At 72.6% G+C, this 26,523-nt stretch carries 28 protein-coding genes; 13 read left to right on the top strand and 15 right to left on the bottom strand.

The window, feature by feature from the left end; all coding sequences use genetic code 11:
* Positions 1 to 9: 9 nt before the first annotated feature.
* Complete coding sequence (locus tag Q0994_RS02900; RefSeq protein WP_299528416.1) at positions 10 to 570, bottom strand: DUF1003 domain-containing protein; 561 nt, start codon at positions 568 to 570, stop codon at positions 10 to 12.
* Complete coding sequence (locus tag Q0994_RS02905) at positions 560 to 1,834, bottom strand: magnesium transporter MgtE N-terminal domain-containing protein (protein WP_299528418.1); 1,275 nt, start codon at positions 1,832 to 1,834, stop codon at positions 560 to 562. Before Q0994_RS02905 ends, Q0994_RS02900 begins: the two co-directional genes overlap by 11 nt.
* Positions 1,835 to 2,139: 305 nt before the next feature.
* Here Q0994_RS02905 and Q0994_RS02910 point away from each other — a divergent pair, with 305 nt between their 5' ends.
* The gene (locus Q0994_RS02910) at positions 2,140 to 2,904 is read left to right on the top strand and encodes a hypothetical protein (protein WP_299528420.1); all 765 of its coding nucleotides are present in this window, start codon (positions 2,140 to 2,142) and stop codon (positions 2,902 to 2,904) included.
* A 49-nt stretch (positions 2,905 to 2,953) separates the two neighbouring features.
* Here the strand turns inward: Q0994_RS02910 and Q0994_RS02915 are convergent, their stop codons facing one another.
* The 4 genes from Q0994_RS02915 to Q0994_RS02930 all read right to left on the bottom strand — a co-directional run bounded on the left by Q0994_RS02915 (position 2,954) and on the right by Q0994_RS02930 (position 6,017).
* Positions 2,954 to 3,472: a hypothetical protein gene (locus tag Q0994_RS02915; protein ID WP_299528422.1), complete on the bottom strand. Its 519-nt coding sequence runs from the start codon at positions 3,470 to 3,472 to the stop codon at positions 2,954 to 2,956.
* Between the two features lie 171 nt (positions 3,473 to 3,643).
* Entirely contained in the window at positions 3,644 to 4,501 is an 858-nt protein-coding gene (locus Q0994_RS02920) for an aldo/keto reductase (RefSeq protein ID WP_299528424.1), read from the bottom strand.
* Positions 4,498 to 4,932 (bottom strand): cupin domain-containing protein, encoded by a 435-nt coding sequence (locus tag Q0994_RS02925; RefSeq protein ID WP_299528426.1) that lies wholly within the window; start codon positions 4,930 to 4,932, stop codon positions 4,498 to 4,500. Before Q0994_RS02925 ends, Q0994_RS02920 begins: the two co-directional genes overlap by 4 nt.
* 98 nt (positions 4,933 to 5,030) lie before the next feature.
* The gene (locus tag Q0994_RS02930) at positions 5,031 to 6,017 is read right to left on the bottom strand and encodes an aldo/keto reductase (RefSeq protein ID WP_299528428.1); all 987 of its coding nucleotides are present in this window, start codon (positions 6,015 to 6,017) and stop codon (positions 5,031 to 5,033) included.
* A gap of 237 nt (positions 6,018 to 6,254) precedes the next feature.
* On the opposite strand from Q0994_RS02930, the gene Q0994_RS02935 reads away from it, so the two are divergent.
* A complete protein-coding gene (locus tag Q0994_RS02935; protein ID WP_299528430.1) occupies positions 6,255 to 6,998 on the top strand; it encodes a VOC family protein in 744 nt (247 codons plus the stop codon).
* Positions 6,999 to 7,103: 105 nt separating this feature from the next.
* Here Q0994_RS02935 and Q0994_RS02940 read toward each other — a convergent pair whose 3' ends face one another.
* Entirely contained in the window at positions 7,104 to 8,231 is a 1,128-nt protein-coding gene (locus Q0994_RS02940) for a magnesium and cobalt transport protein CorA (protein WP_299528432.1), read from the bottom strand.
* Between the two features lie 408 nt (positions 8,232 to 8,639).
* Here Q0994_RS02940 and Q0994_RS02945 point away from each other — a divergent pair, with 408 nt between their 5' ends.
* Together Q0994_RS02945 and Q0994_RS02950 are read left to right on the top strand one after the other, a co-directional pair.
* Positions 8,640 to 9,224 (top strand): suppressor of fused domain protein, encoded by a 585-nt coding sequence (locus Q0994_RS02945; protein ID WP_299528434.1) that lies wholly within the window; start codon positions 8,640 to 8,642, stop codon positions 9,222 to 9,224.
* Positions 9,225 to 9,550: 326 nt separating this feature from the next.
* Positions 9,551 to 9,979, top strand: coding sequence for a VOC family protein (locus Q0994_RS02950; RefSeq protein WP_299528436.1), 429 nt, complete (start codon positions 9,551 to 9,553; stop codon positions 9,977 to 9,979).
* A gap of 185 nt (positions 9,980 to 10,164) precedes the next feature.
* On the opposite strand, the gene Q0994_RS02955 is transcribed toward Q0994_RS02950, so the two are convergent.
* The gene (locus Q0994_RS02955; protein WP_299528438.1) at positions 10,165 to 11,397 is read right to left on the bottom strand and encodes an MFS transporter; all 1,233 of its coding nucleotides are present in this window, start codon (positions 11,395 to 11,397) and stop codon (positions 10,165 to 10,167) included.
* A 273-nt stretch (positions 11,398 to 11,670) separates the two neighbouring features.
* On the opposite strand from Q0994_RS02955, the gene Q0994_RS02960 reads away from it, so the two are divergent.
* The 3 genes from Q0994_RS02960 to Q0994_RS02970 all read left to right on the top strand — a co-directional run bounded on the left by Q0994_RS02960 (position 11,671) and on the right by Q0994_RS02970 (position 14,065).
* Entirely contained in the window at positions 11,671 to 12,348 is a 678-nt protein-coding gene (locus Q0994_RS02960; RefSeq protein WP_299528440.1) for a DUF6758 family protein, read from the top strand.
* An 86-nt stretch (positions 12,349 to 12,434) separates the two neighbouring features.
* A complete protein-coding gene (locus Q0994_RS02965; RefSeq protein ID WP_299528442.1) occupies positions 12,435 to 13,301 on the top strand; it encodes a PHP domain-containing protein in 867 nt (288 codons plus the stop codon).
* 158 nt (positions 13,302 to 13,459) lie between these two features.
* The gene (locus tag Q0994_RS02970; RefSeq protein ID WP_299528444.1) at positions 13,460 to 14,065 is read left to right on the top strand and encodes a MarC family protein; all 606 of its coding nucleotides are present in this window, start codon (positions 13,460 to 13,462) and stop codon (positions 14,063 to 14,065) included.
* Positions 14,066 to 14,187: 122 nt separating this feature from the next.
* Here Q0994_RS02970 and Q0994_RS02975 read toward each other — a convergent pair whose 3' ends face one another.
* The gene (locus Q0994_RS02975; protein ID WP_007446805.1) at positions 14,188 to 14,340 is read right to left on the bottom strand and encodes a hypothetical protein; all 153 of its coding nucleotides are present in this window, start codon (positions 14,338 to 14,340) and stop codon (positions 14,188 to 14,190) included.
* A 223-nt stretch (positions 14,341 to 14,563) separates the two neighbouring features.
* Between Q0994_RS02975 and Q0994_RS02980 the strand changes: the two genes are divergently transcribed.
* Positions 14,564 to 15,481, top strand: coding sequence for an NYN domain-containing protein (locus tag Q0994_RS02980; RefSeq protein ID WP_299528452.1), 918 nt, complete (start codon positions 14,564 to 14,566; stop codon positions 15,479 to 15,481).
* 37 nt (positions 15,482 to 15,518) lie between these two features.
* Here Q0994_RS02980 and Q0994_RS02985 read toward each other — a convergent pair whose 3' ends face one another.
* Together Q0994_RS02985 and Q0994_RS02990 are read right to left on the bottom strand one after the other, a co-directional pair.
* Positions 15,519 to 16,364, bottom strand: coding sequence for an alpha/beta fold hydrolase (locus Q0994_RS02985; protein ID WP_299528455.1), 846 nt, complete (start codon positions 16,362 to 16,364; stop codon positions 15,519 to 15,521).
* Between the two features lie 136 nt (positions 16,365 to 16,500).
* A complete protein-coding gene (locus tag Q0994_RS02990; RefSeq protein WP_299528458.1) occupies positions 16,501 to 18,546 on the bottom strand; it encodes a DEAD/DEAH box helicase in 2,046 nt (681 codons plus the stop codon).
* Positions 18,547 to 19,030: 484 nt separating this feature from the next.
* Between Q0994_RS02990 and Q0994_RS02995 the strand changes: the two genes are divergently transcribed.
* The gene (locus Q0994_RS02995; RefSeq protein WP_299528461.1) at positions 19,031 to 19,777 is read left to right on the top strand and encodes a ferritin-like fold-containing protein; all 747 of its coding nucleotides are present in this window, start codon (positions 19,031 to 19,033) and stop codon (positions 19,775 to 19,777) included.
* Between the two features lie 89 nt (positions 19,778 to 19,866).
* Here the strand turns inward: Q0994_RS02995 and Q0994_RS03000 are convergent, their stop codons facing one another.
* From Q0994_RS03000 to Q0994_RS03015, 4 genes are all read right to left on the bottom strand, one after another.
* On the bottom strand, positions 19,867 to 20,139 hold the full coding sequence (locus Q0994_RS03000; protein ID WP_299528464.1) for a hypothetical protein: 273 nt from the start codon (positions 20,137 to 20,139) through the stop codon (positions 19,867 to 19,869).
* Between the two features lie 268 nt (positions 20,140 to 20,407).
* Positions 20,408 to 20,635, bottom strand: a complete 228-nt coding sequence (locus Q0994_RS03005) for a DUF3107 domain-containing protein (RefSeq protein WP_299528467.1) — start codon at positions 20,633 to 20,635, stop codon at positions 20,408 to 20,410.
* Positions 20,636 to 20,776: 141 nt separating this feature from the next.
* Positions 20,777 to 21,418 (bottom strand): TetR/AcrR family transcriptional regulator, encoded by a 642-nt coding sequence (locus Q0994_RS03010; RefSeq protein ID WP_299528470.1) that lies wholly within the window; start codon positions 21,416 to 21,418, stop codon positions 20,777 to 20,779.
* A 287-nt stretch (positions 21,419 to 21,705) separates the two neighbouring features.
* Positions 21,706 to 21,921, bottom strand: a complete 216-nt coding sequence (locus Q0994_RS03015; RefSeq protein ID WP_299528473.1) for a hypothetical protein — start codon at positions 21,919 to 21,921, stop codon at positions 21,706 to 21,708.
* Positions 21,922 to 22,031: 110 nt separating this feature from the next.
* Between Q0994_RS03015 and Q0994_RS03020 the strand changes: the two genes are divergently transcribed.
* The 4 genes from Q0994_RS03020 to Q0994_RS03030 all read left to right on the top strand — a co-directional run bounded on the left by Q0994_RS03020 (position 22,032) and on the right by Q0994_RS03030 (position 26,523).
* Positions 22,032 to 22,997, top strand: coding sequence for an alpha/beta fold hydrolase (locus Q0994_RS03020; protein ID WP_299528476.1), 966 nt, complete (start codon positions 22,032 to 22,034; stop codon positions 22,995 to 22,997).
* An 8-nt stretch (positions 22,998 to 23,005) separates the two neighbouring features.
* On the top strand, positions 23,006 to 24,382 hold the full coding sequence (locus Q0994_RS03025; protein WP_299528479.1) for a DUF3152 domain-containing protein: 1,377 nt from the start codon (positions 23,006 to 23,008) through the stop codon (positions 24,380 to 24,382).
* 77 nt (positions 24,383 to 24,459) lie between these two features.
* Complete coding sequence (locus tag Q0994_RS34110) at positions 24,460 to 24,555, top strand: Ms4533A family Cys-rich leader peptide (protein ID WP_363325527.1); 96 nt, start codon at positions 24,460 to 24,462, stop codon at positions 24,553 to 24,555.
* A gap of 240 nt (positions 24,556 to 24,795) precedes the next feature.
* On the top strand, positions 24,796 to 26,523 hold the full coding sequence (locus Q0994_RS03030; protein WP_299528482.1) for an ABC transporter substrate-binding protein: 1,728 nt from the start codon (positions 24,796 to 24,798) through the stop codon (positions 26,521 to 26,523).

A 26,523-nucleotide genomic window follows, 5' to 3' on the forward strand; every position in this document is an offset into this window, starting at 1 on the left:
GGTAACCCGTCAGCGGTCGGCTTCGTCACTTCCGCGTGCGACGGGCCCGTGGCGCTCGTCCAGCTCCTTCACGAGGTCCTGGAGTTCGGACCGGATCCAGTCGCGCGTGGCGACCTCGCCGAGGCCCATCCGCAGCGCCGCGATCTCGCGCGTGAGGTACTCGGTGTCGGCGATCGACCGCTCGTTCTGCTTGCGGTCCTGCTCGTGGGTGACCCGGTCCCGGTCGTCCTGGCGGTTCTGCGCGAGCAGGATCAGCGGCGCGGCGTAGGACGCCTGGAGCGACAGCATCAGCGTCAGGAAGATGAACGGGTACTCGTCGAACCGCACCGACCGCGGCGCGAAGATGTTCCACACCACCCACAGGACGATGATCAGCGTCATCCAGACGATGAACCGGCCGGTGCCCAGGAAGCGGGCGATCCGCTCGGAGAAGCGGCCGAACGCCTCCGGGTCGTACTCCGGCAGCAGTCGGCGGCGCGGCGCCCTCGGCTGGTCCAGCCGGGCGCGCGGCGGGCGCACGATCCCCGAGGAACCCGTCGTCGCTGCCTTGGCGCGTTCGTCAGCGGCCACCGGCGATCCCCTCCTCGCCGTGGAACTCGGTCTCGCGCCAGTCGTCCGGCAGCAGGTGGTCCAGCACGTCGTCCACGGTCACCGCGCCCACCAGCGACCCACTCGCGTCCACCACCGGCACCGAGACCAGGTTGTACGCGGCGAGGTAGCTGGTCACCACCGGCAGCGGGGTCTCCGGCGGCAGCGGCACCAGGTCGCTGTCCACGATCGAACTGACCAGGGTGAACGGCGGGTCGCGCAGCAGCCGCTGGAAATGGACCGTGCCGAGGTACTTCCCGGTGGGCGTGTCGTCGGGCGACCGGCACACGTACACCTGGGCGGCCAGGGCGGGGGAGAGGTCGGATTGGCGGACCCGCGCCAGCGCGTCGGCGACGGTGGCGTCCGGCCGCAGAATGATCGGCTCGGTGGTCATCAGACCGCCCGCGGTGCGCTCCTCGTACGACATCAGCCGGCGGACGTCGGCCGCGTCGTCGGGGCGCATCAGGGTCAGCAGCCGCTCCTTGTCCTCCTCCGGCAGCTCGGAGAGCAGGTCGGCGGCGTCGTCCGGGTCCATCGCCTCCAGCACGTCGGCGGCCCGTTCCTCCTTGAGCTTGCCGATGATCTCGACCTGGTCGTCCTCGGGCAGCTCCTCCAGGACGTCGGCCAGCCGGTCGTCGTCGAGGGCGGCCGCCACCTCGGCGCGGCGCTTGGGGGTGAGGTGGTGCAGCGCGTTGGCCACGTCGGTCGGGCGGAGCTTCTCGAAGGTCGCCACCAGGCTCTCCGCGCCCTGACCGGTCTCCTCCAGCGAGAAGTCCTTGACGGCCGACCACTCGACCGTCAGCGTCTCGCCCTTGCGGCGCAGCGCCCCGCCCCGCCCCTTGCGGACGAAGCACTTGTCGATCTCCCAGTCGCGGCGGGCCGGAAGCTGCTGGATCGACACGTCGAGGACGGTGACCTCCTCGTCGGTCTCCGCGAGCCGCACCCGGCGGTCCAGGAACTCGCCGAGGATGAGGCGTTCCGTGGGGCGCTGTTCGAAGCGCCGCATGTTGACCACGCCCGTGGTGATGACCTGGCCGGACTCGACGCCGGTCACCCGGGTCATCGGCAGGAAGATGCGCCGCCGGCTGACGACCTCGACCACCATGCCGAGCAGCCGCGGCGGCTTGCCGCCGACCCGGAGCATCGCGACGAGGTCGCGGACCCGGCCGACCTGGTCGCCGTTGGGGTCGAAGACGGGGACGCCGGACAAGTGCGAGACGAAGACCCGGGGGGTGCCTGCCGCCATCGTCCGCGTCTCCCTTCGTGTGGCCGTACGGGTCGGACCGTACGGGCCGTCGCCGTCGTGGCGGCTCGGACCGTCGCCCGGGCCGTCGCCGGGGCCGTGGCCGGCGGTGCGGCGTGCGATGCCGGTGTGATCATTCCACGGCGCGTCCTGTGCGGCGATTCGGTCCGTCCCGCGGTGCTCAGGCTAACCGGAGCCCGCACACGATGCCTTCGCGGACCGTCCGCACGGTCTCTGCGGGACGGCGTAGGGGGCACCGGTACGCTGCGGGTTGCCAGCCCCCTACATGTGGACGAGAGGCAGTGCGCGTGACCTCCTTTGCCCCCGGCGTACGGGCCCGACGCAGGACGGCGCTCGCCGCGGTGCTCTGCGCGGGGCTCGCCGTGACGACGCTCACGGGCTGCGCGGGAGACGATCCGGACGCCGGTACCAACGGCCTCGGCAAGCTGTCGGCGACGGAGATCGACCGGAAGGCGAGAGCGGCGGCGGACACCGCCGCCGCCGTGCGGCTGTCCGGGAAGCTGATCAGCAAGGGCGGCGACTACACCCTCGACATGCAGCTCAACGCGGACGGCGGCACGGGCTCGGTCACCTCGAAGGACAACACCTTCGCCCTGCTGCGTGTCGGCGACGACCTCTACCTCAAGGCCGATGCCGCCTTCTGGGCCCAGCACGGCGAGGGCGAGGACTCCGCGACCGACGGCGAGGCCGCCGCCAAGCTGGATGACAAGTACGTGAAGGTCCCCGAGGACGACCCCACCTACGACCAGCTCCGCGGCTTCACCGAGAAGAAGACGCTCCTCGACGGCCTGCTCACGCTGCACGGCAGCGTCAACAAGGGGGACCGGGGCAAGGTCACCGGGGTCCGCACCATCGAGATCATGGGCGGAAAGGGCGAGGGCGGAGCGCTCGACGTCTCCCTGGAGGGCTCCCCCTACCCCCTGCGGGTCGCGCGCGGCGGTGGCGGCGGCACCATCACGCTCGCCGACTGGGGCAAGGCCTTCGCGCTGGAGGCGCCCTCCGAGGACGACACGGTCGACTACGGCGGCCAGCTCCCGAAGTCCTCGGGCTGACCCCCTCCCCGGCGGGGCCGGTCAGCGCGAACGGCGACGACGGGGCCGGTCAGCGCGAGCGGCGGCGCTTCAGCAGCAGCCGGGGGAGCGCGGCCGGGACCGGCCGCCGGGTGGTCGCCGCGGTGGCCGGCGGCCGGGCGGCCAGCGAGCCCGAGGGCAGGTCCGTGGTGGAGGCGACGGGCGTCAGCCGCAGCACCCGGCACTCGTCCGCCCAGCGGTCCACGATCCGTTCGGCGTCCGGCGCGTTCAGCCGCTTGCCCTTCAGCTCGGCGACCGCCGCCTCCCACGCGGGCGTGCGCGGGGCCGGCTCGTCCACCGCCGCCGTCCAGGACACGATCCGCCCGCCCTTGTCCTTGCTGCGCACCGTCACCTCGGCGGTCTGCCCGCCGGCGAGTCCCTCGGGCAGCGGCTGCTCGCCGGGCCCGTCGCCGACCAGGTGCGCGGCGCCGTCGAGCCACACGTGCCACACGGCGCGGGCGGACCCGGTGGCGCGTACCCAGATCAGGCCGGACTTCTTGGTGGCTTCTTCGACCAGGGCCCGGCCGAGCGGCGAGTCAGCAGCAGTCATGGCCCCGAGCTTATGCGGGGCGCGGCAGCGGCGGACCCGGGGAGGCGGCACGGGCTGCCACGACGGAAACCCGGTCGCCCCCGTGCGCCCGGTGCGACGGGACGGGCGGCCGTCCCGCCGCGAGCACCCGGCGGACGCGGCGCACGCCACGGGCCTGCGCCGCGTCCGTCCTCACCTGCCGCTGTAGACGGGGAACACGGTGTGCTCGCCGTAGTCCACGTCGTCGAGGTCCCGCAGGACGTCCATGTCGGCGCCGGAGATCTCGAAGTCGACCTCCGCGTTGGAGCGCATGTGCGCGGGGTTCGCCGTCTTCGGCAGCGACACCGTGCCCAGTTGCAGGGTGTAGCGGATGCACAGCTGGGGGACGGACACGCCGTACTTCTCCGCCATGCCCCGGACCCGGGCGTTGTCGAGGATCGCGCCGTGGGCGATCGGCGAGTACGCCTCGACGAGGATCTCCTGGCTCTCGCAGTAAGCCAGCAGCTCGGAGGGGGTGTTGCCGGCGTGCACGAGCAGCTGGTTCACCTGCGGGGCGACGGTGGCGTCCTGCGCGATGTTCTCCAGGTCGTGCCGCTGGAAGTTGGAGACGCCGATCGAGCGGATCCTGCCGGCCCGGTGGGCGTCCTCCAGGGCGCGCCACGCCTCGCGGTTTCCCCGGGCGTAGTCGCCGCCGCGGAAGTCGTCCCACGGCTGCGGGCTGTGGATGAGCATCAGGTCGACGTAGTCGATCCCGAGCTTCTCCAGCGACCCGTCGATCGCCTCGACCGCCCGGTCGTAGTCCTTGATCTCCGCGGCGAGCTTGGTCGACACGAACAGTTCGGCGCGGGGCACCCCGCAGGTGCGTACCCCCTCGCCGACGCCGCGCTCGTTGCCGTACGCCTGAGCGGTGTCGAGGTTGCGGTAGCCGGCCTCCACGGCCGCGCGGACGGCGTCGGCCGCCTTGTCGTCGTCGATGAACCAGGTGCCGAGTCCCAGCTTGGGGATCTCGACGCCGTTTGCCAGCGTGTAGGTCTCGTCCAGGACGGTCATGCGGTCGCTCCGTTCTTCGGCAGTGCCCCGTACACCTCGTCGGTGATGGGTTCGAGCCATTCGTTGCGGACGTCCTCACCGGGGGTGAGGAAGGCGAGGTGGGAGAACCACGCGTCGGCCTTCGCGCCGTGCCAGTGCTTCGTGCCCGCCGGGACGCGGACCACCGTTCCCGGCTCCATGCTGACGGGCTCCCCGCCCTCGGCCTGGTACCAGCCGCTGCCCGCCGTGCACAGCAGGATCTGGTCACCGCCACCGTCCGTGCCGTGGTGGACGTGCCAGTGGTTGCGGCAGCCCGGCTCGAAGGAGACGTTGCTGACGGGGACGCTCCCCGCGGCGAGCGGGGCCAGGTAGCTCTGGCCGGTGAAGTACTGCGCGAAGGCGTCGTTCTTCTCCCCGAGCGGGAAGATCTGGTCGAATCCGTTGGCAGACATGCGGTCCTTTCGTCCTTTCGTCCTTTCGGCGCGCCCCACCGGGCGCGGTGCGGGTGCGGGTGCGGGGTCCCGGGTCCCGGCCGGCCCGCGCGGGTCCCCTAGCGGTTGACGTGGGCCATGTGCTCGGCGTTGTAGCGCTCGCCGCTGACCCCGACCCGCCGGGCGAGGCCGTCGAGGTCGGCGACCTCGTCCGCGGACAGCGCGAGGGCCGTCGCGGCGTTGTTCTCCCGGACGCGCGCCGTGCGGCGGGTTCCGGGGATCGGCACGATCCAGGGCTGTTGCGCGAGCAGCCAGGCCAGGGCGATCTGGCCGGGCGTCGCACCCTTCGCTTCGGCGAGCCGCCGGACGTGGTCGACGAGCGCCCGGTTCGCGGCCAGGTTCGCCGCCTCGAAGCGCGGGACCCGGTGGCGGATGTCCCCGTCGCCGAACCTCGTGGTCGCGTCGACGGTGCCGGTCAGGAAGCCCTTGCCGAGCGGGCTGAACGGCACGAAGCCGATGCCCAGCCCGGCGAGCGTGGGCAGCACCTCCGCCTCGGGGTCCCGGGTCCAGAGCGAATACTCGCTCTGGACCGCGGTCACCGGCTGGACGGCGTGTGCGGCGCGGATGGTGGCGGCCGAGGCTTCGGAAAGCCCGAAGTGCCTGACCTTTCCCTCGGTGATCAGCTCGCCGACCGTGCCCGCGACGTCCTCGATCGGCACCGTGGGATCGACGCGGTGCTGGTAGAACAGATCGATCGTCTCGGAGCGGAGCCGCCTCAGGGACTCCTCCGCGACGCGGCGGATCCGCTCGGGACGGCTGTCGAGGCCGACGCTCCGGCCGCCCTGGATGTCCCACCCGAACTTGGTGGCGATCACGACCCGGTCGCGGACCGGCCCGAGCGCCTCGCCGACCAGTTCCTCGTTCACGTAGGGCCCGTAGACCTCGGCGGTGTCGAAAAGGGTCACGCCCTCGTCGACCGCGGAGCGCAGCACCGCGATCATGTCGTCGCGGCTGCCGGGGTTGGGGCCGTAGCTCTGGGACATGCCCATCGCGCCGAGCCCGACCGCGGAGACGTCCAGGCCGTTTCCGAGCGTTCTGGTGTGCATCGTCATTCCTCCGGAGCGGTGATCGGGTCCCTGGCGTCCATGCCTTCCACGCTACGGCGCGGGGCCCCGGTGAGGGATGCCCTGCCAGTACGCCCCTTGCCGAGGACTCCCTCGCCCGGCCCCGGGCGACCCGGACGCGGACTTATCCGCTGGAGACGGATCGGGAGCGGTCACTATGCTGCGCCGGAGCCGGGGCCCGGACGTGGGCGGCCCGCTCGGGATCGGAGACGTACCACCATGATGAGCCGTCTGCACGCGGTCTGCTTCCGGGCGGACCGCCCGGAAGAACTGGCGCGGTTCTGGTCCGGGGTCCTCGGGTGGGAGGTGGCGGGCGAGCCGGACGGGGCCGCGCTCCTGCCCCCGGACGCCTCCGGGTTCCGCGTCCGCTTCGTACCGGGCGGACGGCCGAAGACCGTGCGGAACCGGGGGCACTTCGACCTGACCAGCGCCTGTGCCGAGGACCAGCGGCGGACGGTGGCCAGGGTGCTGGAGCTCGGTGGCCGGCACATCGACGTGGGCCAGACCCCCGAGGACGCGCACGTGGTGCTCGCGGACCCCGAGGGCAACGAACTGTGCGTGATCGAGCCGGACAACGCGTTCCTGGCCGGCACCGGTGCGATCGGGGCGCTGGCCTGCGACGGCACGCAGGAGGTCGGCCACTTCTGGAGCCGGGCGCTGGGGTGGCCGCTGGTCTGGGACCAGGACGAGGAAACCGCCGTCCAGTCGCCGGACGGCGGTACGAAGATCACCTGGGGCGGCCCTCCGGTGGCGCCGCAGACCGGAACCGACCGGCTGTTCCTGGAGCTGGCGGTGTCCGGGGACGGCCCGCGGACCGGGGACGGCGGCCTGGAGGCGGAGGTCGACCGTCTGCTGGCGCTCGGCGCGACCCGCGCCGCCGACGGCGACGGCGAGGAGGACGGGCGCGGCGTCCGGCTGCGCGATCCGGACGGGAACGCGTTCGCCCTGCGCGGGTCCCGGTGAACGGTGCCCCGGTGAGCGGCCCCCGGTGAGCCGCGTGCGTACCGCGCCGGCCGCGGGGCGACGCGTACCGGCGGGCGAGCCCCGGTGTCCGGGGCCCGCGTCCGCTCAGAGCCAGCCGTTCCGCTTGAGCGTGCGGTGGATGGAGAAGCACACCACGGCGATGACGCCCAGCACCGCCGGATAGCCGTAGGTCCACCGCAGTTCCGGCATGTGTTCGAAGTTCATGCCGTACACGCCGCAGATCATCGTCGGCACGGCGATGATCGCCGCCCACGAGGTGATCTTGCGCATGTCCTCGTTCTGCGTCACGGTCGCCTGCGCCAGATTGGCCTGCAGGATCGAGTTCAGCAGTTCGTCGAAGCCGACGACCTCTTCCTGGACGCGGGCGAGGTGGTCGGCGACGTCGCGGAAGTACTTCTGGATGTCCGGGTCGATCAGCCGCATCGGCCGCTCGCTGAGCAGTTGCATGGGCCGCTGGAGCGGTGACACGGCCCGCTTGAACTCCAGCACCTCGCGCTTGAGCTGGTAGATGCGTCCGGCGTCGGAACCGCGCTTGCCGCCCTTGACCGGGGTCGAGAAGACGTCGATCTCGACCTCGTCGATGTCGTCCTGCACGGCTGCCGCCACCGCGATGTACCCGTCGACGACGTGGTCGGCGATGGAGTGCAGCACGGCGGAGGGCCCCTTGGCGAGCAGCTCGGGGTCGTCCTGCAGCCGGTGGCGCAGCGCCCGCAGCGAGCCCTTGCCGCCGTGCCGGACGGTGATGACGAAGTCCCGGCCGGTGAAGCACATCACCTCGCCGGTCTCCACCACCTCGCTGGTCGCGGTCAGTTCGGCGTGCTCCACGTAGTGGATGGTCTTGAAGACGGTGAACAGGGTGTCGTCGTACCGTTCCAGCTTGGGCCGCTGGTGGGCGTGGACCGCGTCCTCGACCGCGAGCGGGTGCAGGCCGAACTCCCGCGCGATACCGGCGAATTCCTCCTCGGTCGGTTCGTGCAGGCCGATCCAGGCGAACCCGCCGCCCTCACGCACCCGCAGCATCGCCTCGTGCGGGGTCTGGCAGGCGGCCGCCTCCATCCGGCGCCCGTCGCGGTACACCGCGCAGTCGACCACCGCGCTGGACGCCGACGGGTCGCGGGTGGCGTCGTAACCGCTGTACGGGGTGGGGCTCTTGCGGAAGTGCGGGCGCAGGGACGGGCGCACGGCGGCACGGAGGTCACGGATCATCGACATGGCTGACTCCTTCACGGAGGGCCGTGCGCGCAGGCGTGGAACAGCCCGGAATGGGGACGTGCGCTCACGTCCACAAAGCGGGCGGCACCGCGGCGGCGCGACGACGGCGTTCGCTGCGGACAGGCAGAAAGGGAATGCTCTTCCGTCGTGCGAGAAGCCATGAGCCCTGACCGGGAGGGCTGAAGATCACCCGATGCGGGTGGGGGCGGAAGAGCGGTTGGTACTGCACGGTCGACTTGGATCCATGGCAGTCCCCACCTCCTCCGGCCGGTCCCCCGTGGGGGACGACGTGTGTCGGGATCAGAAGGGCGTCGATGTCAGACGCTGTCCCGACCGGCGCCCAGGCTATCAGCCGGGTTGGGCGGATCTCTTACTTTGCCCATTCCGGACGGGTTCTATGCTCGCGGCATGGCAGAAATTCTCGCTCTGGTCGAAGCCAGGCTCCGCACGGCCCTGGGGGAACCGGACGCACGCGCGGCCGTGACCTTCCTCGGCACCGACCGCATCGAGGTGCTGCGCTTCCTGGACGGCGACGTGGTCCGCTACGCGACGCTCGGCATGTCCGCGCAGCCGATGGCCGATCCGACCTCGCCGCTCGCCGATCCGGTGAAGGGGCCGCGCGCCGAACTGGTCCTGTCGGTGCGCGTCGGTCTCGCCGACACCGACCAGGTGCTGCGCCCGCTCGCGGTGCTGGCCGCGTCCCCGCAGGTGGAGGGCTTGATCGTGGCGCCGGGCGCCTCGCTGGACCTGGGTGACCCGCTGTGGCCGGGCGCGCCGTTCTCCTCCGTGCTGGTGGCCGAGGCCGGCGGGCTGGTGGAGGACCTGGAGCTGGACGCCCCGATGGACCCGGTGCGCTTCCTCCCGCTGCTGCCGATGACGCACAACGAGGCCGCGTGGAAGCGGGTCAGGGGTGCGCAGGAGCTCCAGGAGCGGTGGCTCACCCACGGCACCGACCTCCGCGACCCGATGCGGAGCTCGGTGGCCCTGGACTGACCCCGGTGGCCGTCCTGCACACCGCAGGCGAAGCCGGGGGCCGGACGTGGCCCCGGCGTCCACGTCCCGTGCGGCCGTGGAGGCCGACGTCGTGCTCGGGGAAGGCGCCGGTGTCGTCGCGCGCGAACGTTGCCGTGGTCGTGACGGGGCCTTTAGGGTCGGTCGGGTGACTGCCGGGTCGGCCATGGGCCATGCACGAGTGAGGCGCCCGGCCCCGGCGTGAGTGCGGGGCGGGCGAGAGCCCCGCCGACGCCTCCCTGTCTTTCCTCCCGGCGCCCGCACGCGGCGCTCGACAGCGGACCCAAGACTCGGAGACACGTCCACCCATGCCCTACGAAGAGCGACGCCGGCAGGAAGCTGAGCCGTCGGCCAACGCCATCCAGCTGAACCACACCGCCGTCTATGCCGCGGACCGGCACCTCTCGGCCGAGTTCATCGCCGCGATCCTGGGGGTGAGGGTCGGCGCCCCCTTCGGGCCGTTCTTGCCCGTCGACCTGGGCAACGGTGTGACGCTCGACTACTACGAGAAGCGGGACGAGCCGATCCAGCCGCAGCACTACGCCTTCCTTGTGCCCGACGAGCACTTCGACGCCATGATCACCCGCCTGGAGGCGGTCGGGGTCGCCTACTTCGCCGACCCCCAGCACACCGAACCGGGCCGGATCAACCGTCTCTTCGGCGGACGCGGGGCGTACTTCGACGACCCGGGCGGTCACAACATGGAGATCATGACCCGGCCGTACCTCCGGCCCTAGCGGCCGGGCGGCGGCCCCGTCAGGGCCTCACGCCGAGCGGATCCGTCCACGGCGCCGGTCCCGGCGTGTGCCCCCGGGCAGGGCGGAGCCCCGCCGCGCGGCCAGGAGGGGGAGCTGCGGGCGGGGCGGTCGGTGCCCGGTCCCCGCGCGCGGGGGCGCGGGTCCGGAGGTTTCTTGGCGGCTCGTCAGCCGGCGAAGGCGGAGACGCCGTCCTCGGTGGCGTGCCGGGGCTCGAGCTCCTCGGCCTCGTGGGTGAGGGCGGTGCGCCGGACCCGGACGACCAGCGCGCCGATCACCGCGGTGGCCGCGGCCACGACGAACGGGATGTGGACGTCGCTCCACTCCTCGATCTTCGGCGCGAGGAAGGGGGCGGCGGCCGCGGCGAACCAGCGGACGAAGTTGTAGCCGGCGCTGGCCACCGGGCGCGGGGCGTCGGAGACACCGAGGGCGAGTTCGGTGTAGACGGTGTTGTTCATGCCGATGAAGGCGCCGGAGAGGATCGTGCAGACGATCGCCGCGGTGTGGTCGCCGTAGCCGAGCACCAGCAGGTCGACGGCGAGCAGGACGAGCGATCCGCCGACCACCTTGAGCGAGCCGAAGCGGGCCTGCAGGCGGGGCGCGACGAGGACCGAGAAGACGGCGAGCAGTAGGCCCCAGGCGAAGAAGACCGCGCCGGAACGGTAAGGCGTCATGTCCAGCACGAACGGGGTGAAGGCCAGGATCGTGAAGAACGAGTAGTTGTAGAAGAACGCCGAGGTCGCCACCGAGGCGAGCCCGCCGTGGCCGAGCGCCTTGACCGGATCGAGCAGCGAGGTCTTCTTCGCGGGCCTGGGCTGCTCCTTGAGGAACGCGGTGATGCAGAGGAAGCCGATGGCCATCAGGACGGCGGTGCCGAAGAACGGGTAGCGCCAGCTCGCGTTGCCGAGCAGGGCGCCGACCAACGGGCCGCAGGCCATGCCGAGGCCGAGCGCCGACTCGTAGAGCAGGATCGCCGCCGCGCTGCCGCCGGCCGCGGCGCCGACGATCACCGCGAGCGCCGTGGAGACGAAGAGGGCGTTGCCGAGGCCCCAGCCCGCCCGGAAGCCGACCAGTTCGCCCACGGACGACGAGGTGCCGGAGAGGGCGGCGAACACGACGACGAGCGCGAGGCCGAGCAGCAGCGTCTTGCGGCCGCCGATGCGGCTGGAGACGAAACCGGTGACGAGCATCGCCATGGCGGTGATCAGGAAGTACGAGGTGAACAGCAGGGACACCTGGCTGGGGGTGGCCTCCAGTCCCTTGGCGATGGACGGCAGGATCGGGTCCACCAGCCCGATGCCCATGAACGCCACGACGGATGCCCCCGCGGTGGCCCAGACCGCCTTGGGCTGGTGCAGCAGGCTGCCCGCGCCCTCGTCGAACGGATCCTTTCCCGGCATGGGATGACTCGCCTCTCTCCGATGAAGTAGCTGTGTTATGCACAGAATAAGTTAGGGGCACTAATAAATGCAAGCTACATTTATTTACGCGGGTGAGCGCCTTCCGGGCGTCGCACCTCCGGGTGGTCCGTAGGGGGAAGGGGTCTGCCCGGAGGGTCCGTGCCGGGGGCACCGGGCGTCGGTGCGGACGCCGCCGCCACGGTCGGGTGACTCTGCTTTTCGGCAGGTGATCCGCCTTGACGGGACGCCGGACGGGGTGGACCGTGGAGCGCTATGAGGGGCGAACCCAGTTGCCCGAGATGCGGTGGCCGGGTCAGGGCGCCCGGTCTCTTCGCCGACTCCTGGCAGTGCGACGCGCACGGCCGGGTCCATCCCCTGCAACCCGTGGTGCCGCCGGGCGTCGAGGTGCTGGGCGCCGTCGTCGGCCGCGCCCAGGTCCCCGTCTGGATGCCGTGGCCGCTGCCGGTCGGCTGGCTCTTCACCGGCGTAGCCCACGCCGGGGACGACCGGGGCGGCAGCCGTGCCACCGCCGTCGCCTGCTCCGGGCCGGGACCGCTCGGCGGCACGGGGGAGATGCTGCTGGTGGCCGAGGAGCCCGGCGTCGGACTCGGGGCGCGGTACGCGGGACTGGAGGGTCCCGACCCCGGCCCCTCCCTCCGGCTCGACACCGTCCCCGAGGCCAAGGTCCACGCGGCCGGCCGGTCCACCCCGCTCTGGCACGTCCGGTCGGCCCCCGCCGACCGCGCGGTCTTCGCCGGGGAGGCGCGCGGCATCTGGCTCTGGGCCGTCGTGCGGCCCGAGCGGTCCGCGATCCTGATGTACGACGAACTGGTGCTGACGGACCTGCGCGACGCCGGGGCCGAGGTGGAGCTGGTGCCCTGCGGGGCGCTCTCCCCGCAGCTGCTCGCCGCCCCGGACGCCCCGCCCCCACGGGCGCGGCCCGGCGCCTAGGGGGATGCCCGCGCGGGTCGGGGCGCGCCGGAAGGGACGGTTATCCTGGAGCGTCCCCTTCCGTCGCCAGCAATGGAGCGTCCGCCGTGCGCATCGATCTGCACACGCACTCCACCGCCTCCGACGGCACGGACACCCCCGCCGAACTGGTCGCGCACGCGCGGGCCGCCGGGCTCGACGTCGTCGCCCTCACGGACCACGACACCGTCCGCGGCCACGCCGAAGCCGTCGCCGCGCTCCCCGAGGGGCTCACCCTCGTCACCGGCGCCGAGCTCTCCTGCCGTCTCGACGGCGTCGGGCTGCACATGCTGGCGTACCTCTTCGACCCCGAGGAGCCCGAGTTCGCCCGCGAGCGCGAGCTCGTCCGGGACGACCGGGTGCCGCGCGCCCGCGCCATGATCGACAAGCTCCGCGGGATGGGCGTCCCGGTCACCTGGGAACAGGTCGCCCGGATCGCCGGGGACGGCTCGGTCGGCCGCCCCCACATCGCGACCGCCCTGGTGGAACTCGGCGTCGTGGACACCGTCTCGGACGCCTTCACGCCCGAGTGGCTCGCCGACGGCGGACGCGCGTTCGCCGAGAAGCACGAACTCGACGCGTTCGACGCCGTCCGGATGGTCAAGGCCGCCGGCGGCGTCACCGTCTTCGCCCACCCGCGGGCCGTCAAGCGCGGCACGGTGGTCCCGGAGAGTGCCATCGTCCGGCTCGCCGAGGCGGGGCTCGACGGCATCGAGGTCGACCACATGGACCACGACGCCCCCACCCGGGAGCGGCTGCGGGAGCTCGCCGCCGGGACCGGACTGCTCACGACCGGCTCCAGCGACTACCACGGCAGCCGTAAGACCGTCCGGCTCGGTGAATACACCACCGACCCCGAGATCTACGGCGAGATCACCCGGCGCGCCACGGGAGCCTTCCCGGTGCCGGGCGCCGGCGGAGCGCTCCTGCGCTGACGCCGCCGCGGGCCGCCCGGACCCGCGCGCCCCGTCGCGTACCCGCCACCGCCCACGCGACGCCCTCCCCGCCGGCCGCCGGACCCCGCCGGTGGGCGGAGCGCGCCGTGCGCGGCCCTCTCCTTCCCCCTGCCCCACCTCTCTCGCAAGGCTCACCCGTGTTCGACATCGCTGTCTTCGGATCCCTCTTCCTCACGCTGTTCGTGATCATGGACCCGCCCGGAATCACCCCGATCTTCCTCGCGCTCACCGCCGGGCGCCCCGCCAAGGTGCAGCGCCGCATGGCGCTCCAGGCGGTCGCCGTCGCCTTCGGCGTGATCGCGGTCTTCGGCGTGCTCGGGCAGCAGATCCTGGACTACCTGCACGTCTCCGTGCCCGCGCTGATGATCGCGGGCGGGCTGCTCCTGCTGCTCATCGCGCTGGACCTGCTGACCGGCAAGACCGACGAGCCGACCCAGACCAAGGACGTCAACGTCGCCCTGGTGCCGCTCGGGATGCCGCTGCTCGCCGGGCCGGGCGCCATCGTGTCGGTGATCCTCGCGGTACAGCACGCGCACTCGCTGAGCAGCCAGGTGTCGGTGTGGACGGCGATCGTCGCCATGCACGTGGTGCTCTGGCTGACCATGCGCTACTCGCTGCTGATCATCCGCGTCATCAAGGACGGCGGAGTGGTGCTGGTGACCCGGCTCGCCGGCATGATGCTCTCCGCCATCGCGGTGCAGCAGATCATCAACGGCGTCACCCAGGTCGTCCGGGGCGCCTGAGGGCGGCCGTCCCGCCCGCCCGTCCGGCCCCGGACGCACCGCACCCCCGCACGGATGAGTCCGTACGGGGGTGCTTCGTCGACGGGCCCTCCTGCGCGGCGGGCCGTACTGCGGGAAAAGGGTTACGAAGCCGAACTGTCGGCCGGCCGGATATAGATACGCTGGCCCATCGCTGCGGCCTGCTGCACGATTCGGTTGACGGAGGCGGCGTCCACGACGGTGCTGTCCACGGCGGTACCGTCGACATCGTCGAGTCGCATGATCTCGAAGCGCATACGGCTTCCCTTCGTCTGATCCTCCTGCTGGAGAACTGCTGGTCGGACGGGGGGTACCCATCCGCAAGGATATGAGCGCAAGGCGTCTTCGTCCTGCGCTCCACAGTGGGTGCAACGGCTTGCCCGCGACAAACATTCCCTACGCTAAGGAAAAGTTTTGGATGTCTAAGTACCCCTTGTGTCTGCGTATGCTTCCCCGTTTCCGCATGATCATGGGTGCCGCGTGAACGACACGGGCCCACACCACCACGACCAAGACGCACTCCACGAACGTCTCGACCTCACCAACGAGCTGCTGCAGCGCGTCCTGGCCGAGGTGTCCAAGACCCCGTCCACGCACGCGATCTTCGTGGACGCCGGATACGTCTACGCCGCGGCGGGACTCCTCGTCACCGGCACCGAGGACCGGCGCTCCTTCGACCTCGACGCGGAGGGGTTGATCGACGCCTTCATCGACAAGGCGCGCACGATCTTCGCCGACAGCCGGCTGCTGCGCGTCTACTGGTACGACGGCGCCCGGCGCCGCATCCACACCACCGAGCAGCAGACCATCGCCGAACTCCCCGACGTCAAGGTGCGGTTGGGTAACCTGAACGCCAACAACCAGCAGAAGGGCGTCGATTCACTCATCCGCACCGACCTCGAATCGCTCGCCCGGCACCGCGCCATCAGCGACGCCGCGCTCGTCGGCGGCGACGAGGACCTGGTCTCCGCGGTCGAGGCCGCGCAGGGGTACGGCGCCCGCGTGCACCTCTGGGGCATCGAGGCCGGGGACGGCCGCAACCAGGCCGAACCGCTGCTCTGGGAGGTCGACAGCTCGCGCACCTTCGACCTGGACTTCTGCCGACCCTACGTCACCCGCCGCCCGGTCACCACCTACGAGGACGACGGCGGCGGCCCGATGCCGTCCCGCGAGGACGTCCGGTTCGTCGGCGCGCAGATCGCCGCCGCCTGGCTGGTCGCGCGGGGCCGTGAATCCCTCGCCGACCTGCTGCCCGGCCAGCCCTACCTGCCGGGCTCCGTCGACCAGGACCTGCTGGTGGAGGCCGAGCGCCTGCTCCAGCGCTCGCTGCGCGGCCACGCCTCGCTGCGCAGGGCCCTGCGGGACGGCTTCTGGCAGCACCTCCAGGCGCAGTACTGAGCGGGACGGGGCCCCGTCCTCCCTGGGCCCCGTCCGGTCAGAGGCCGGTCCAGAACCCCACGAGCGCCGCCGCCGTCTCGGCCGGGCGACCGGTGTTGGGGGAGTGCTCGGCGCCCGCGACGACCGTCCGCCGCGCGGAGAGCCGGTGCGCCATGGTGTCCAGCAGCTCCACCGGCCAGACGTCGTCGCTCTCGCCGGAGATCACATGGACGGGCAGACCGGTCGCGGCCAGCTCGTCCACCCGGTCCGGCTCGGTGCACAACTGGGTTCCGGTGGCGACGAGTTGGGCGGGGTTGTGGCGCAACCAGCGCAGCCGCAGCCCTTCGCCGTCCCCGGTGTCGGCGTCCTCGGGCGGGTCGAGCAGCCGCATGGCCTGCCAGACCTCGGCCATGGTCAGCACGTCCAGCGCGTCGCTGAGCATCTTGACCTTGTCCTGCTGCGCCGGGGCGATCTCGGCGGGCCCGGAGGACATCAGGGTCAGCGAGCGGAACGCGGTCGGCGCCCGCAGGACGGCGGCGCGGGCGATCTGGCCGCCGAGGGAGTGGCCCAGCAGGTGCGGCGGCCCGCCGCCGTTCAGGGCGGCCGCCTGCGCCAGTACGTCCTGCGCCAGCCCGGCCTGCGCGTACGCCGCCCGGTCGTCCGGCCCCGCGCTCTCGTACTGGCCGCGGCCGTCCACCGCGACCGTGCGGAAACCCGCCAGCGCGAGCGGCTCGAGCAACGCGACGAAGTCCTCCTTGCTGCCGGTGTAGCCCGGCAGCATGAGCACCGTCCCGCGCGGCGGGGCGGACGGCGCGGCGTCGAGTACGGCGAAGTCCCCGCGCGCGGTCCGCAGCGTACGGGGGCGGGCGCAGGGGGGCGGGGCGAAGGTGGACGGGCGGCTCATGCCACGAGGTTAAGGGGTGGCCGGTCGCGCGGCGGGTGCGGGCATGCGCGACGGCCCCGCCCCCGGCGCCGGTGCCGTGGGCCGGCATCGGTGTCGTGGGGCGGGGCCGTCAGGGGATCCTGCGGACCGGGGCGGATCAGCCCTCGGTCGACTGCACCTCGGTCTTCGGCCGGGTCGCACGGCGGCGGCGCGGCTTCGCCGGGGCGGCCTCGGCCTCGGCCGGCGCGGCGGCTGCGCCCACGGCGGCCTCCGCGGCCTCCGCGGCGGGGGCCCGGCGGGTGCGGCGGCGCGGCTTCTCCTCGGCCGGGTCCGCGGCGGCGGACTTCGGCGCGGACGCCGCCCGCGTCTCCGTCTTCGGCTGGGCGGCCGTACGGGGGCGACGGGTACGCGAACGGGTCTCCGGCTCGGGCTCCGAGGCGGGGGCGATCTGGAAGTCGACCTCGTCCTCGGCCGGCTTCACGACCCGGGCGCGGCGGCGCGGCCGGGTGACCGGCGCGGTCTCTTCGGCGGTGCCGGCCGCACCCGCGACCGTCTGGAACTCGGGTGCCGCCACGGCCGTCTTCGCGGGAGAGCGGCGACGGCGGGCCTTCGGCTCGGCGACCGGCTCGGCCGGAGCGTCGACGGCCGGAGCGATGACCGGGGCGACAGGGGCCTCGGCCACGGCCGCGGCCACGTCCGGCTTCTCCGCCACGGCCACTGCGGCCTCGGCGGCGACGCCCTCGGCCACGCCCACCCGGCCGCGACGGCGGCGGCGCGGCGTGCGCGTCTCCGGCGCGGAGCCGGCCTCGGCGGCCGGAGCCGCTTCGGTGGCCGGAGCCGCCTCGGTGGCGGGCGCCGGGACGGTCACGGTGTTCTCGACGGCGCCGGTCCCGGTCTCCGTCGAGCCGCCACGGGTGCGGCGGCGCTGGCGCGGCGTGCGGGCCGGGCGCTCCTCGCGCTCGCGGGCAGGGGCGGCGGCGGGACCGGAGGACGACTTGCGTCCCCGGCCACCCGTCTCGCCCAGGTCCTCCAGCTCCTCGGCGCGCAGACCCGCGCGGGTCCGCTCGGAACGGGGCAGCACGCCCTTGGTACCGGCCGGGATGCCCAGGTCCTCGAAGAGGTGCGCCGAGGTGGAGTACGTCTCCGGCGGGTCCGGGAACTTCAGGTCCAGCGCCTTGTTGATGAGCTGCCAGCGCGGGATGTCGTCCCAGTCGACCAGCGTGACCGCGGTGCCCTTGGCGCCGGCGCGGCCGGTGCGGCCGATGCGGTGCAGGTAGGTCTTCTCGTCCTCGGGGGACTGGTAGTTGATGACGTGCGTCACACCCTCGACGTCGATGCCGCGGGCGGCGACGTCGGTGCAGACGAGGACGTCGACCTTGCCGTTGCGGAAGGCGCGCAGCGCCTGCTCGCGGGCGCCCTGGCCGAGGTCGCCGTGGACCGCGCCGGAGGCGAAGCCGCGCTTTTCGAGCTGCTCCGCGATGTCGGCGGCGGTGCGCTTGGTGCGGCAGAAGATCATCACGAGTCCGCGGCCGTCGGCCTGGAGGATGCGCGAGACCATCTCGGGCTTGTCCATGTTGTGGGCGCGGTAGACGAACTGCGTCGTGTTCTTGACGGTCGTCCCCTCGTCGTCCGGCGAGGTGGCGTTGATGTGCGTCGGCTGCGACATGTAGCGGCGCGCCAGGCTGATGACGGCGCCGGGCATGGTGGCCGAGAACAGCATCGACTGGCGCTTGGCCGGCAGCATCGTCATGATGCGCTCGACGTCCGGCAGGAAGCCCAGGTCGAGCATCTCGTCGGCCTCGTCGAGGACGAGGGCGCGGATGTGCGAGAGGTCCAGCTTGCGCTGGCCGGCCAGGTCCAGCAGGCGGCCGGGCGTGCCGACGACGATGTCGACGCCCTTCTTGAGTGCCTCGACCTGCGGCTCGTAGGCGCGTCCGCCGTAGATCGCCTGCACGCGCACGTTGCGCACCTTGCCGGCGGTCAGCAGGTCGTTGGTGACCTGCTGGCACAGCTCGCGGGTGGGCACGACGACGAGCGCCTGCGGCGCGTCGGTGAGCTTGTCGGGCGCGGCGCGGCCCGCCTCGACGTCGGCGGGGACGGTGACGCGCTCCAGCAGGGGCAGACCGAAACCGAGGGTCTTGCCGGTGCCGGTCTTGGCCTGGCCGATGACGTCACTGCCGGAGAGCGCTACGGGGAGCGTCATCTCCTGGATGGGGAACGGGGTCAGGATGCCGACGGCTTCGAGGGCTTCGGCCGTCTCGGGGAGGATCCCGAGGTCGCGGAAAGTAGTCAGGGTTCTGCCTCTTCTGTGAGACGCGGACCGAGGCGAACGCTGGGGGTCGTACCGTGCCGGGGTTGGTCATCCGGCCCTGTGGGAGGGCGCGGGTGGCGCGGGACCACTGCCGTCGCTCGAGCGCTCGTGCCGCTGAGGGGGCCCCTCATATGCGTCGCACGTGATGTGCGACCCACGCGGAGGGCTGTCGGGTCGGAGCCGATCGGGCCACCGACCGGGCATCCTCATTCAAGGTCGCGCTTCCGGCACAGCAGTGCACAGCAATGCTCAGTAAGCGCATTACCACTGTACCCCGGAATCGCGCACACGTGTCGGGCGAATTCATCGGAACGGTGTGGTGCCGGTGACCGACCGGCCCCGGGAGCAGGTGCGGAAGCGGGCTATTCTGCGCTGCATGGAGACGCCTGACAACGCCACTGAATCAGCCGACGAGGCCGCCGCGCCGACCCGGATCGCCGCCCAGGACTGGGCCACGGCCGCCGCGGACCCGCAGTACCGCGCCGCCGTCGTCGATCTTCTCGGCGCCCTCGCCTACGGCGAACTCGCGGCCTTCGAGCGCCTCGCGGAAGACGCGAAACTCGCGCCGACACTCGGCGACAAGGCGGCTCTGGCGAAGATGGCCTCCGCCGAATTCCATCATTTCGAGCAGCTCACCGACCGCCTCACCGCGATCGAGGTGGATCCGGCGGCCGCCATGGAGCCCTTCGCCAAGCCGCTCGACGCCTTCCACCGCCAGACCGCCCCGTCGGACTGGCTGGAGGGCCTGGTCAAGGCGTACGTGGGCGACTCGATCGCGAGCGACTTCTACCGCGAGGTGGCCGCCCGGCTCGACACCGACACCCGCTCGCTGGTGCTGGCGGTGCTGGACGACACCGGGCACGGGAACTTCGCCGTGGAGAAGGTGCGCGGCGCGATCGAGGCCGAGCCGCGCGTCGGCGGCCGGCTGGCGCTCTGGGCGCGGCGGCTGATGGGCGAGGCGCTGTCGCAGGCCCAGCGGGTGGTCGCCGAGCGCGACGCGCTGTCGACCATGCTGGTCGGCGGGGTCGCGGACGGCTTCGACCTCGCCGAGGTCGGCCGGATGTTCTCCCGCATCACCGAGGCCCACACCAAGCGGATGGCCGCGCTCGGACTGGCCGCGTAACCGTCCGGAACGCGCCGATCGCGTCGGCCGGGCCGACGCGATCGGGGTGGTCGCGGGAGGCGACCGGCGGTCCTGGAGAAGGCGCTCCGCTACTGCGCGGCGGCCGACCTGATGTTCCGTCGGGCGCGCGGCCGGATCAGCAACGAGAGCGTGATCGCGCCGACCAGCACCGCGCAGACCAGGGTGACGGGCAGGTGGCCGGAGCCGAGGGTGGAGCGGGTCAGGTACACGCCGAACAGGGTCCCCAGGGCGCCCGCGGCATAGACCGTCCGGCCGCTCGGAAGGCGGCCGGGAAGTGTGTGCAGTGCGGCCCAGGCCAGGGCGAGGCCGAGCACGACGGAGCCGAAGGATTCCCAGAACACGGAAGATCACCTCGTGGGGGTCTGTGGCGGGATGTCCGCTCTTCCGCGGGTGACGGAGAGGGCGAATCGGTCACAGGGCGTCCTACCCGCCGCTCTCTGAGGGCAATCCTCCCGTCACCTACGGAAACCTCGCCGCAACCTGACCGGTCCCGTCCCGGCCGGTGGCGCTCCGGCCGGTCCCGCCCCGGCCGGGCGCACCGGCACGGCATGACGGAGCGGCCCGGCGGGAATCCCGCCGGGCCGCTCCGTATGTCACGGGCGTGACGTCCTACAGCGCGCCGAACCCGACGCGGCGGGCCGTGGGCTCGCCGATCTCGACGTACGCGATCCGGTCGGCCGGCACCAGGACCTTGCGGCCCTTCTCGTCCGTGAGGCTGAGCAGCTGAGCCTTGCCGCCGAGTGCGTCGGCGACCGCGCTCTCCACGTCCGCGGCGCTGAGCCCGCTCTCCAGAACGATCTCCCGGGGCGTGTGCTGAACCCCGATCTTGACCTCCACGGCTATGTCCCTCCGACGGTCAGTCCCTGCGCGGTGAGCCGCGCCGTACGCAGCCACATTAGCCCGGCCACCGGCGCGCCCACGGCCCTACCGGGAACGCTGGGAGCGAACACGGGCGGCCGGACGTCCGTGCGCGACGCGTCAGGGCTGCTCGGTGCCGTACAGCGGGAAGCCCGCGATGCCGCGCCAGGCCAGCGAGGTCAGCAACTGGACCGCGGTGTCCCTCGGGATGCTGGAGCCGCTGGAGAGCCAGTAGCGGGCCACCACCTGGGAGACGCCGCCGAGGCCGACGGCGAGCAGCATCGACTCGTCCTTGGACAGGCCGGTGTCGCCCGCGATGACGTCCGAGATGGCCTCGGCGCACTGGAGCGACACCCGGTCGACCCGCTCGCGCACGGCGGGCTCGTTGGTCAGGTCGGACTCGAAGACGAGGCGGAAGGCGCCGCCCTCGTCCTCGACGTACGCGAAGTAGGCGTCCATCGTCGCCTCGACGCGCAGCTTGTTGTCCGTGGTCGAGGCGAGCGCGGTGCGCACGGCCTGGAGCAGCGACTCGCAGTGCTGGTCCAGCAGTGCGAGGTACAGCTCCAGCTTGCCGGGGAAGTGCTGGTACAGCACGGGCTTGCTGACCCCGGCCCGCTCCGCGATGTCGTCCATCGCCGCGGAGTGGTAACCCTGCGCGACGAAGACCTCCTGGGCGGCGCCCAGGAGCTGGTTGCGTCGGGCGCGGCGGGGCAGGCGGGTGCCCCGCGGGCGCGCTGCCTCTGTCTGCTCGATGGCGCTCACGCCGCCTCCCAAATAGATGATCGGGCACAGCCGTTCCGTGCACGTCGTGCCACGCACCCATCGTACTTTTGAGTAACCCGGGCGTGCGCGGCGCGGACGCAGAATTTCACGGACCGGACACCAGGGGTAGCCGTGTATACCGGCAGGAGCAGGTCGAATCAGCATTTTCACTGACAATCCCGCCGCTGGTGGGTGCGCAACCGTGACGATCGCGTCGGAGCCGTCGGAGCCGTCGGAGGGTTGCCGCCCGACGCGCTCCCCGCCGGGCGGCACCCGTCCGGCGCGGCTTACCGGTAGTCGTCCTCGTGCAGGGACACGACGCGCTTCTGGTCCGCGGCGTCCGCCTCGTCGGCGTGGGCGGGATCGACGGCGGTGAGCGGTTCGTCCTCCTCGGGGACGACGTCGGCCCGCTGTTCGGCGGCGTCCGCCTCCGGGGTCTCGTCGCCCCGTTCCGGGGGCGGGGCGTCCTCGAAGGTCTCCGGGTCGCTCGGATCGACCGTCATGGTGACTCCCTTCCGTTGACTTGAGCCTAGGTGTGTCCCTCCTGCCCCGCGATGCGTCCTGTGACCGCGAACACGTGAAGCGGCGCGTGATCGTCTCGTAACATTGCCGCATGTCTTCGACCGAGCTGCCGGGTATCAGCGCCGCCGCCGCGGCCGTCGCCCCCACGGTCGGGGCCGTCAGGGTCGCCGACGGCGAGCGTCTGCGCACCGTCTCCCTGCCCGGTCTCGGCCTCACCCTCCGGTCCCGGCCCGGTGAGGGCGAGGGTCTGCCGTCCGCCCTGTTCGTGCACGGGCTCGGCGGGTCCTCGCAGAACTGGTCGGACCTGATGGCCCTGCTCTCCGACACGGTCGACGGCACCGCCGTCGACCTGCCGGGGTTCGGCGACTCGCCGCCCCCGGACGACGGCGACTACTCGGTGCGGGGGCACGCCCGCGCCGTGGTGCGGCTGCTCGACGCCGAACGCCTCGGCCCCGTCCACCTGTTCGGCAACTCCCTCGGCGGGGCGGTCGCCACCCGGGTCGCCGCCGTCCGCCCGGACCTGGTGCGCACCCTGACCCTGGTCTCGCCCGCGCTGCCCGAACTGCGCGTCCAGCGCCCCGCCGTCCCCACCGGGCTGCTCGCGGTCCCCGGCGTGGCCGCGCTCTTCGCCCGGCTCAGCCGGGACTGGACCGCCGAACAGCGCACCCGCGGAGTCATGGCACTCTGTTACGGCGATCCGGCACGGGTCTCCGAGGAGGGCTTCCGCCACGCGGTCGCCGAGATGGAGCGCCGGCTGGAACTGCCGTACTTCTGGGACGCGATGGCCCGCTCCGCGCGGGGCATCGTGGACGCCTACACGCTGGGAGGCCAGCACGGGCTGTGGCGCCAGGCCGAGCGGGTGCTCGCGCCGACCCTCCTGGTGTACGGCGGGCGGGACCGGCTCGTCTCGTACCGTATGGCGCGCAGGGCGTCCGCGGCCTTCCGCGACGCGCGCCTGCTGTCACTGCCCGACGCCGGGCACGTGGCGATGATGGAGTACCCGGACGTGGTGGCCCGCGCCTTCCGGGAATTGCTGGACGACAGCGGCAGGAGCTGATCCGGGGCGTGGGACGACACAGCCGAAGCGGTCCCGGGGCCGCCCGCACCGGGAGCGGGGCGGACCCGGCGGCGGACGACGGCGCCGAGAACCCCGGCAGCGGCCGTCGCAGGCGCGGGGCCGGTACGGCGGCCGGGCACGGCGAGGCCCGTGCCCCCTTCCCCGGCGCCGAGGCGCCGGGGGCCCGCCACACGCGTCCGGAGCAGCGCGAGTCACCCGTGCGCGGCGGTCACCCCGAGCAGCACGAGCCGGGCGGCGGCTGGGGTTCCGGCCCGCCGGCCGGCCGCGCTCCGGCGCAGACCCCGCCGCGCTCCGCGCCGCCCGGCGCCCCCGGGCGGGGGCCCGGCCCGCAGGCCGGCCGCCCGGCCGCCGGCGGAGCCCCGCTGATACCGGGCCCCCGGCGGGAGTTCGTCGACGCCTTCGACATGCTGCCGCCCGCCCCGCGCCGGCCGGTTCCCGGTCCGGCCGCGCCGCATCCCGTACGGGACGAGCCGGCCGCCGGGACCGGAGACGGTTCGGACGGCTCCGACGACGGCGCGCGGACCGGGACCGAGGAGTCCGGCGGCAAGGGCGGCCTGGCCCGCGTCTTCACCGGCATCGCCGCCGCGGCCGTGACCACCGTCCTCGCCGTGGTGGTGGCCGGGCAGGTCGCCCAGGAGCCCGCGAAGGACGCGATCGGCACCCTGAAGTCCGCCGGGACGGGCCGGGACGGTGAGTCGGACGCCTCCCGTTCGGACACCCGGGCGGATCCGGAGTCCGGGAAGCCGTCCGCCGCCGCCAGGCCCTCGTACGAGCAGGCGATGGCGACCCCCTACCCCCTCGCGCCCGACCTGAAGGCGAGCGGCGAGTTCGAGGCGGTCCCCGGGCGGGCGAAGGCGCCGGGAACCGGGCAGAAGTTCCGCTACCGCATCGACGTGGAGAAGGGGCTCGGGCTGGACGCCGCACTGTTCGCGCAGGCGGTGCAGAAGACCCTCAACGACGACCGGAGCTGGGCGCACGACGGCGCGATGACCTTCGAGCGGGTCTCCTCCGGCTCGTCCGACTTCGTCATCACCCTGGCCAGTCCCGGCACCACCGGCGTCTGGTGCGCGAAGTCGGGGCTGGACACGACGGTCGACAACGTCTCCTGCGACTCCGCCGCCACCGAACGCGTGATGATCAACGCCTACCGGTGGGCGCAGGGCTCGGCGACCTTCGGCCCCGACAAGCTGCTGCCCTACCGGCAGATGCTCATCAACCACGAGGTCGGCCACCGGCTCGGACACAACCACGTGAGCTGCCGGACGCCGGGCGCGCTCGCCCCGGTCATGCAGCAGCAGACCAAATCGCTCGATATCGATGGGATCACGTGCAAACCCAACCCCTGGGCGTATCCGGGTAGTTGACACGAGCTGTCCGGATGATGGGACGGCTGTCTCATTCGGTGTTGACGCAGGTGCGTGTGTCACGCATATTTCTCCCCATGTCACGCAGTCATGATCTCCCCGAGAGCGCCGCCCACCGGCTGGCGCTGATCGGCGTGACCGTGCACTGCGTAGCCGACATCCTCTGTCGCTGACGCCCGCCCGAGCGCGCGTCGGTCCGCTCCGTGACCCCCTGCGGGGGTGCGGGGCCCTCATGACGGCCGCGTCCGGGCGCACTTCGCCCGCAGGCGCGGCCTCTTCGGTGTCTCCCTCCGGTCCCGGTGTCCCCGGGGCGGCGGACCCCCGGTGCCGCAGCCCGCGTGAGCCCCCACCCCGCAGACCGTCCCACGCCTGCGCCACCCCTGCTCGCGGCACCACCGAGAGGTCGTCTTCCGATGCGTCATCCGTCCGTCACAGCCCGCAGAGCCGCCCTCGCGGCCGTCGTCCTCGCCGTCGGAGCGGGCGCCGTCGCCTGCGGACCCGAGGAGTCCGGCAAGAGCGCCGCCGGCCGGTCCGGCGCGACCGGCGCGCCCGCCGAGGGCGGCACGCTGACCGTCCTCAACTCCACGGCGCAGTCGGACTTCGACCCGGCACGGCTCTACACCTCCGGCGGCGGCAACGTCCCCTCCCTCGTCTTCCGCACCCTCACCACCCGCAACCGCGAGAACGGCGAGGCCGGCGCGCAGGTCGTCCCCGACCTCGCCACCGACCTGGGCACGCCCAGCGAGAACGCCACCGTCTGGACGTACACCCTCAAGGACGGGCTGAAGTACGAGGACGGCACCGCGATCACCAGCGCGGACGTCAAGTACGGCATCGAGCGCTCGTTCGCCGCCGAACTCTCCGGCGGCGCGCCCTACCTGCGCGACTGGCTGATCGGCGGCGCCGACTACCAGGGCCCCTACAAGGACAAGAAGGGCCTCGACTCGATCGGGACGCCCGACGACCGGACGATCGTCTTCCACCTGAACAAGCCCGAAGGCGAGTTCCCCTACCTGGCGACCCAGACCCAGACCACCCCCGTCCCGCAGGCCAAGGACACCGGCGCCGCGTACGAGAACCACCCCGTCTCCTCGGGCCCGTACAAGGTCGTCTCCAACGAGGGTGACGGCGAACGCCTCGTCCTCGAACGCAACCCCTACTGGTCCGCGAAGACCGACTCCGAGCGCAAGGCCTACCCGGACAGGATCGACGTCCGCTCCGGGCTCGACTCCGCCGTCATCAACCAGCGGCTCTCCGCCTCCCGGGGCGCCGACGCCGCCGCCGTCACCACCGACACCAACCTGGGCCCGGCCGAACTCGCCCAGGTCACCGGCGACGAGGACCTCGCCGCCCGGGTCGGCACCGGCCACTTCGGCTACACCAACTACATCGCCTTCAACCCGAAGGTGAAGCCGTTCGACAACCCGAAGGTGCGCCAGGCGATCTCCTACGCCGTCGACCGCTCCTCGGTCGTCAACGCGGCCGGCGGCTCCGCGCTCGCCGAGCCCGCCACCACCTTCCTGCCCGAGCAGAAGTCCTTCGGGCACACCGCCTACGACGCCTTCCCCGCCGGGAAGACCGGTGACGCCGTCAAGGCCAGGGAGCTGCTGAAGGAGGCCGGCTACCCGAACGGGCTGACCGTCACCCTGACCCACTCCAACGCGAAGGACTTCGCCACCAGCCCGGAGATCGCCACCGCCCTCCAGGAGGCGCTGAAGAAGGCCGGCATCACCGTCGAGCTGAAGGGCCTCGAAGACAACGCCTATTCCGACACGGTGTACAACGTGAAGACCGAGCCCGGCTTCTTCCTGGCCGGCTGGGGCGCCGACTGGCCGTCCGGCGGGCCGTTCCTCGCCCCGATCTTCGACGGCCGCCAGATCGTGAAGTCCGGGTACAACTTCAACTCCGCGCAGCTCGACGACGCGTCGGTCAACAAGGAGATCGACGAGATCAACAAGCTCACCGACCTCGGCGCCGCCGCCGCCCGCTGGGGCGCGCTGGACGAGAAGATCGGCGGACAGGCGCTGACCGTGCCGCTGTTCCACCCCGTCTACCAGCGGCTCTACGGCTCGTCCGTCAAGAACGTCGTCATCAGCGACTGGACGGGCGTGCTGGACATCTCGCAGGTCGCGGTCAAGTAG

This window comes from uncultured Streptomyces sp. (genome assembly GCF_947488945.1).
Lineage (GTDB): Bacteria > Actinomycetota > Actinomycetes > Streptomycetales > Streptomycetaceae > Streptomyces.

Excerpts from the sequence above, each read along its gene's own strand:
- Q0994_RS02995 (WP_299528461.1), top strand. The coding sequence starts at position 19,031 with ATGGAGACGCCTGACAACGCCACTGAATCAGCCGACGAGGCCGCCGCG.
- Q0994_RS02925 (WP_299528426.1), bottom strand. The coding sequence starts at position 4,932 with ATGTCTGCCAACGGATTCGACCAGATCTTCCCGCTCGGGGAGAAGAAC.
- Q0994_RS02990 (WP_299528458.1), bottom strand. The coding sequence starts at position 18,546 with ATGACGCTCCCCGTAGCGCTCTCCGGCAGTGACGTCATCGGCCAGGCC.
- Q0994_RS02945 (WP_299528434.1), top strand. The coding sequence starts at position 8,640 with ATGGCAGAAATTCTCGCTCTGGTCGAAGCCAGGCTCCGCACGGCCCTG.
- Q0994_RS02975 (WP_007446805.1), bottom strand. The coding sequence starts at position 14,340 with ATGCGCTTCGAGATCATGCGACTCGACGATGTCGACGGTACCGCCGTG.
- Q0994_RS03015 (WP_299528473.1), bottom strand. The coding sequence starts at position 21,921 with ATGACGGTCGATCCGAGCGACCCGGAGACCTTCGAGGACGCCCCGCCC.
- Q0994_RS02950 (WP_299528436.1), top strand. The coding sequence starts at position 9,551 with ATGCCCTACGAAGAGCGACGCCGGCAGGAAGCTGAGCCGTCGGCCAAC.
- Q0994_RS34110 (WP_363325527.1), top strand. The coding sequence starts at position 24,460 with ATGTCACGCAGTCATGATCTCCCCGAGAGCGCCGCCCACCGGCTGGCG.
- Q0994_RS02940 (WP_299528432.1), bottom strand. The coding sequence starts at position 8,231 with ATGTCGATGATCCGTGACCTCCGTGCCGCCGTGCGCCCGTCCCTGCGC.
- Q0994_RS02920 (WP_299528424.1), bottom strand. The coding sequence starts at position 4,501 with ATGACCGTCCTGGACGAGACCTACACGCTGGCAAACGGCGTCGAGATC.
- Q0994_RS02905 (WP_299528418.1), bottom strand. The coding sequence starts at position 1,834 with ATGGCGGCAGGCACCCCCCGGGTCTTCGTCTCGCACTTGTCCGGCGTC.
- Q0994_RS02935 (WP_299528430.1), top strand. The coding sequence starts at position 6,255 with ATGATGAGCCGTCTGCACGCGGTCTGCTTCCGGGCGGACCGCCCGGAA.
- Q0994_RS03020 (WP_299528476.1), top strand. The coding sequence starts at position 22,032 with ATGTCTTCGACCGAGCTGCCGGGTATCAGCGCCGCCGCCGCGGCCGTC.
- Q0994_RS02960 (WP_299528440.1), top strand. The coding sequence starts at position 11,671 with ATGAGGGGCGAACCCAGTTGCCCGAGATGCGGTGGCCGGGTCAGGGCG.
- Q0994_RS02955 (WP_299528438.1), bottom strand. The coding sequence starts at position 11,397 with ATGCCGGGAAAGGATCCGTTCGACGAGGGCGCGGGCAGCCTGCTGCAC.
- Q0994_RS02930 (WP_299528428.1), bottom strand. The coding sequence starts at position 6,017 with ATGCACACCAGAACGCTCGGAAACGGCCTGGACGTCTCCGCGGTCGGG.
- Q0994_RS03030 (WP_299528482.1), top strand. The coding sequence starts at position 24,796 with ATGCGTCATCCGTCCGTCACAGCCCGCAGAGCCGCCCTCGCGGCCGTC.
- Q0994_RS02985 (WP_299528455.1), bottom strand. The coding sequence starts at position 16,364 with ATGAGCCGCCCGTCCACCTTCGCCCCGCCCCCCTGCGCCCGCCCCCGT.
- Q0994_RS02915 (WP_299528422.1), bottom strand. The coding sequence starts at position 3,472 with ATGACTGCTGCTGACTCGCCGCTCGGCCGGGCCCTGGTCGAAGAAGCC.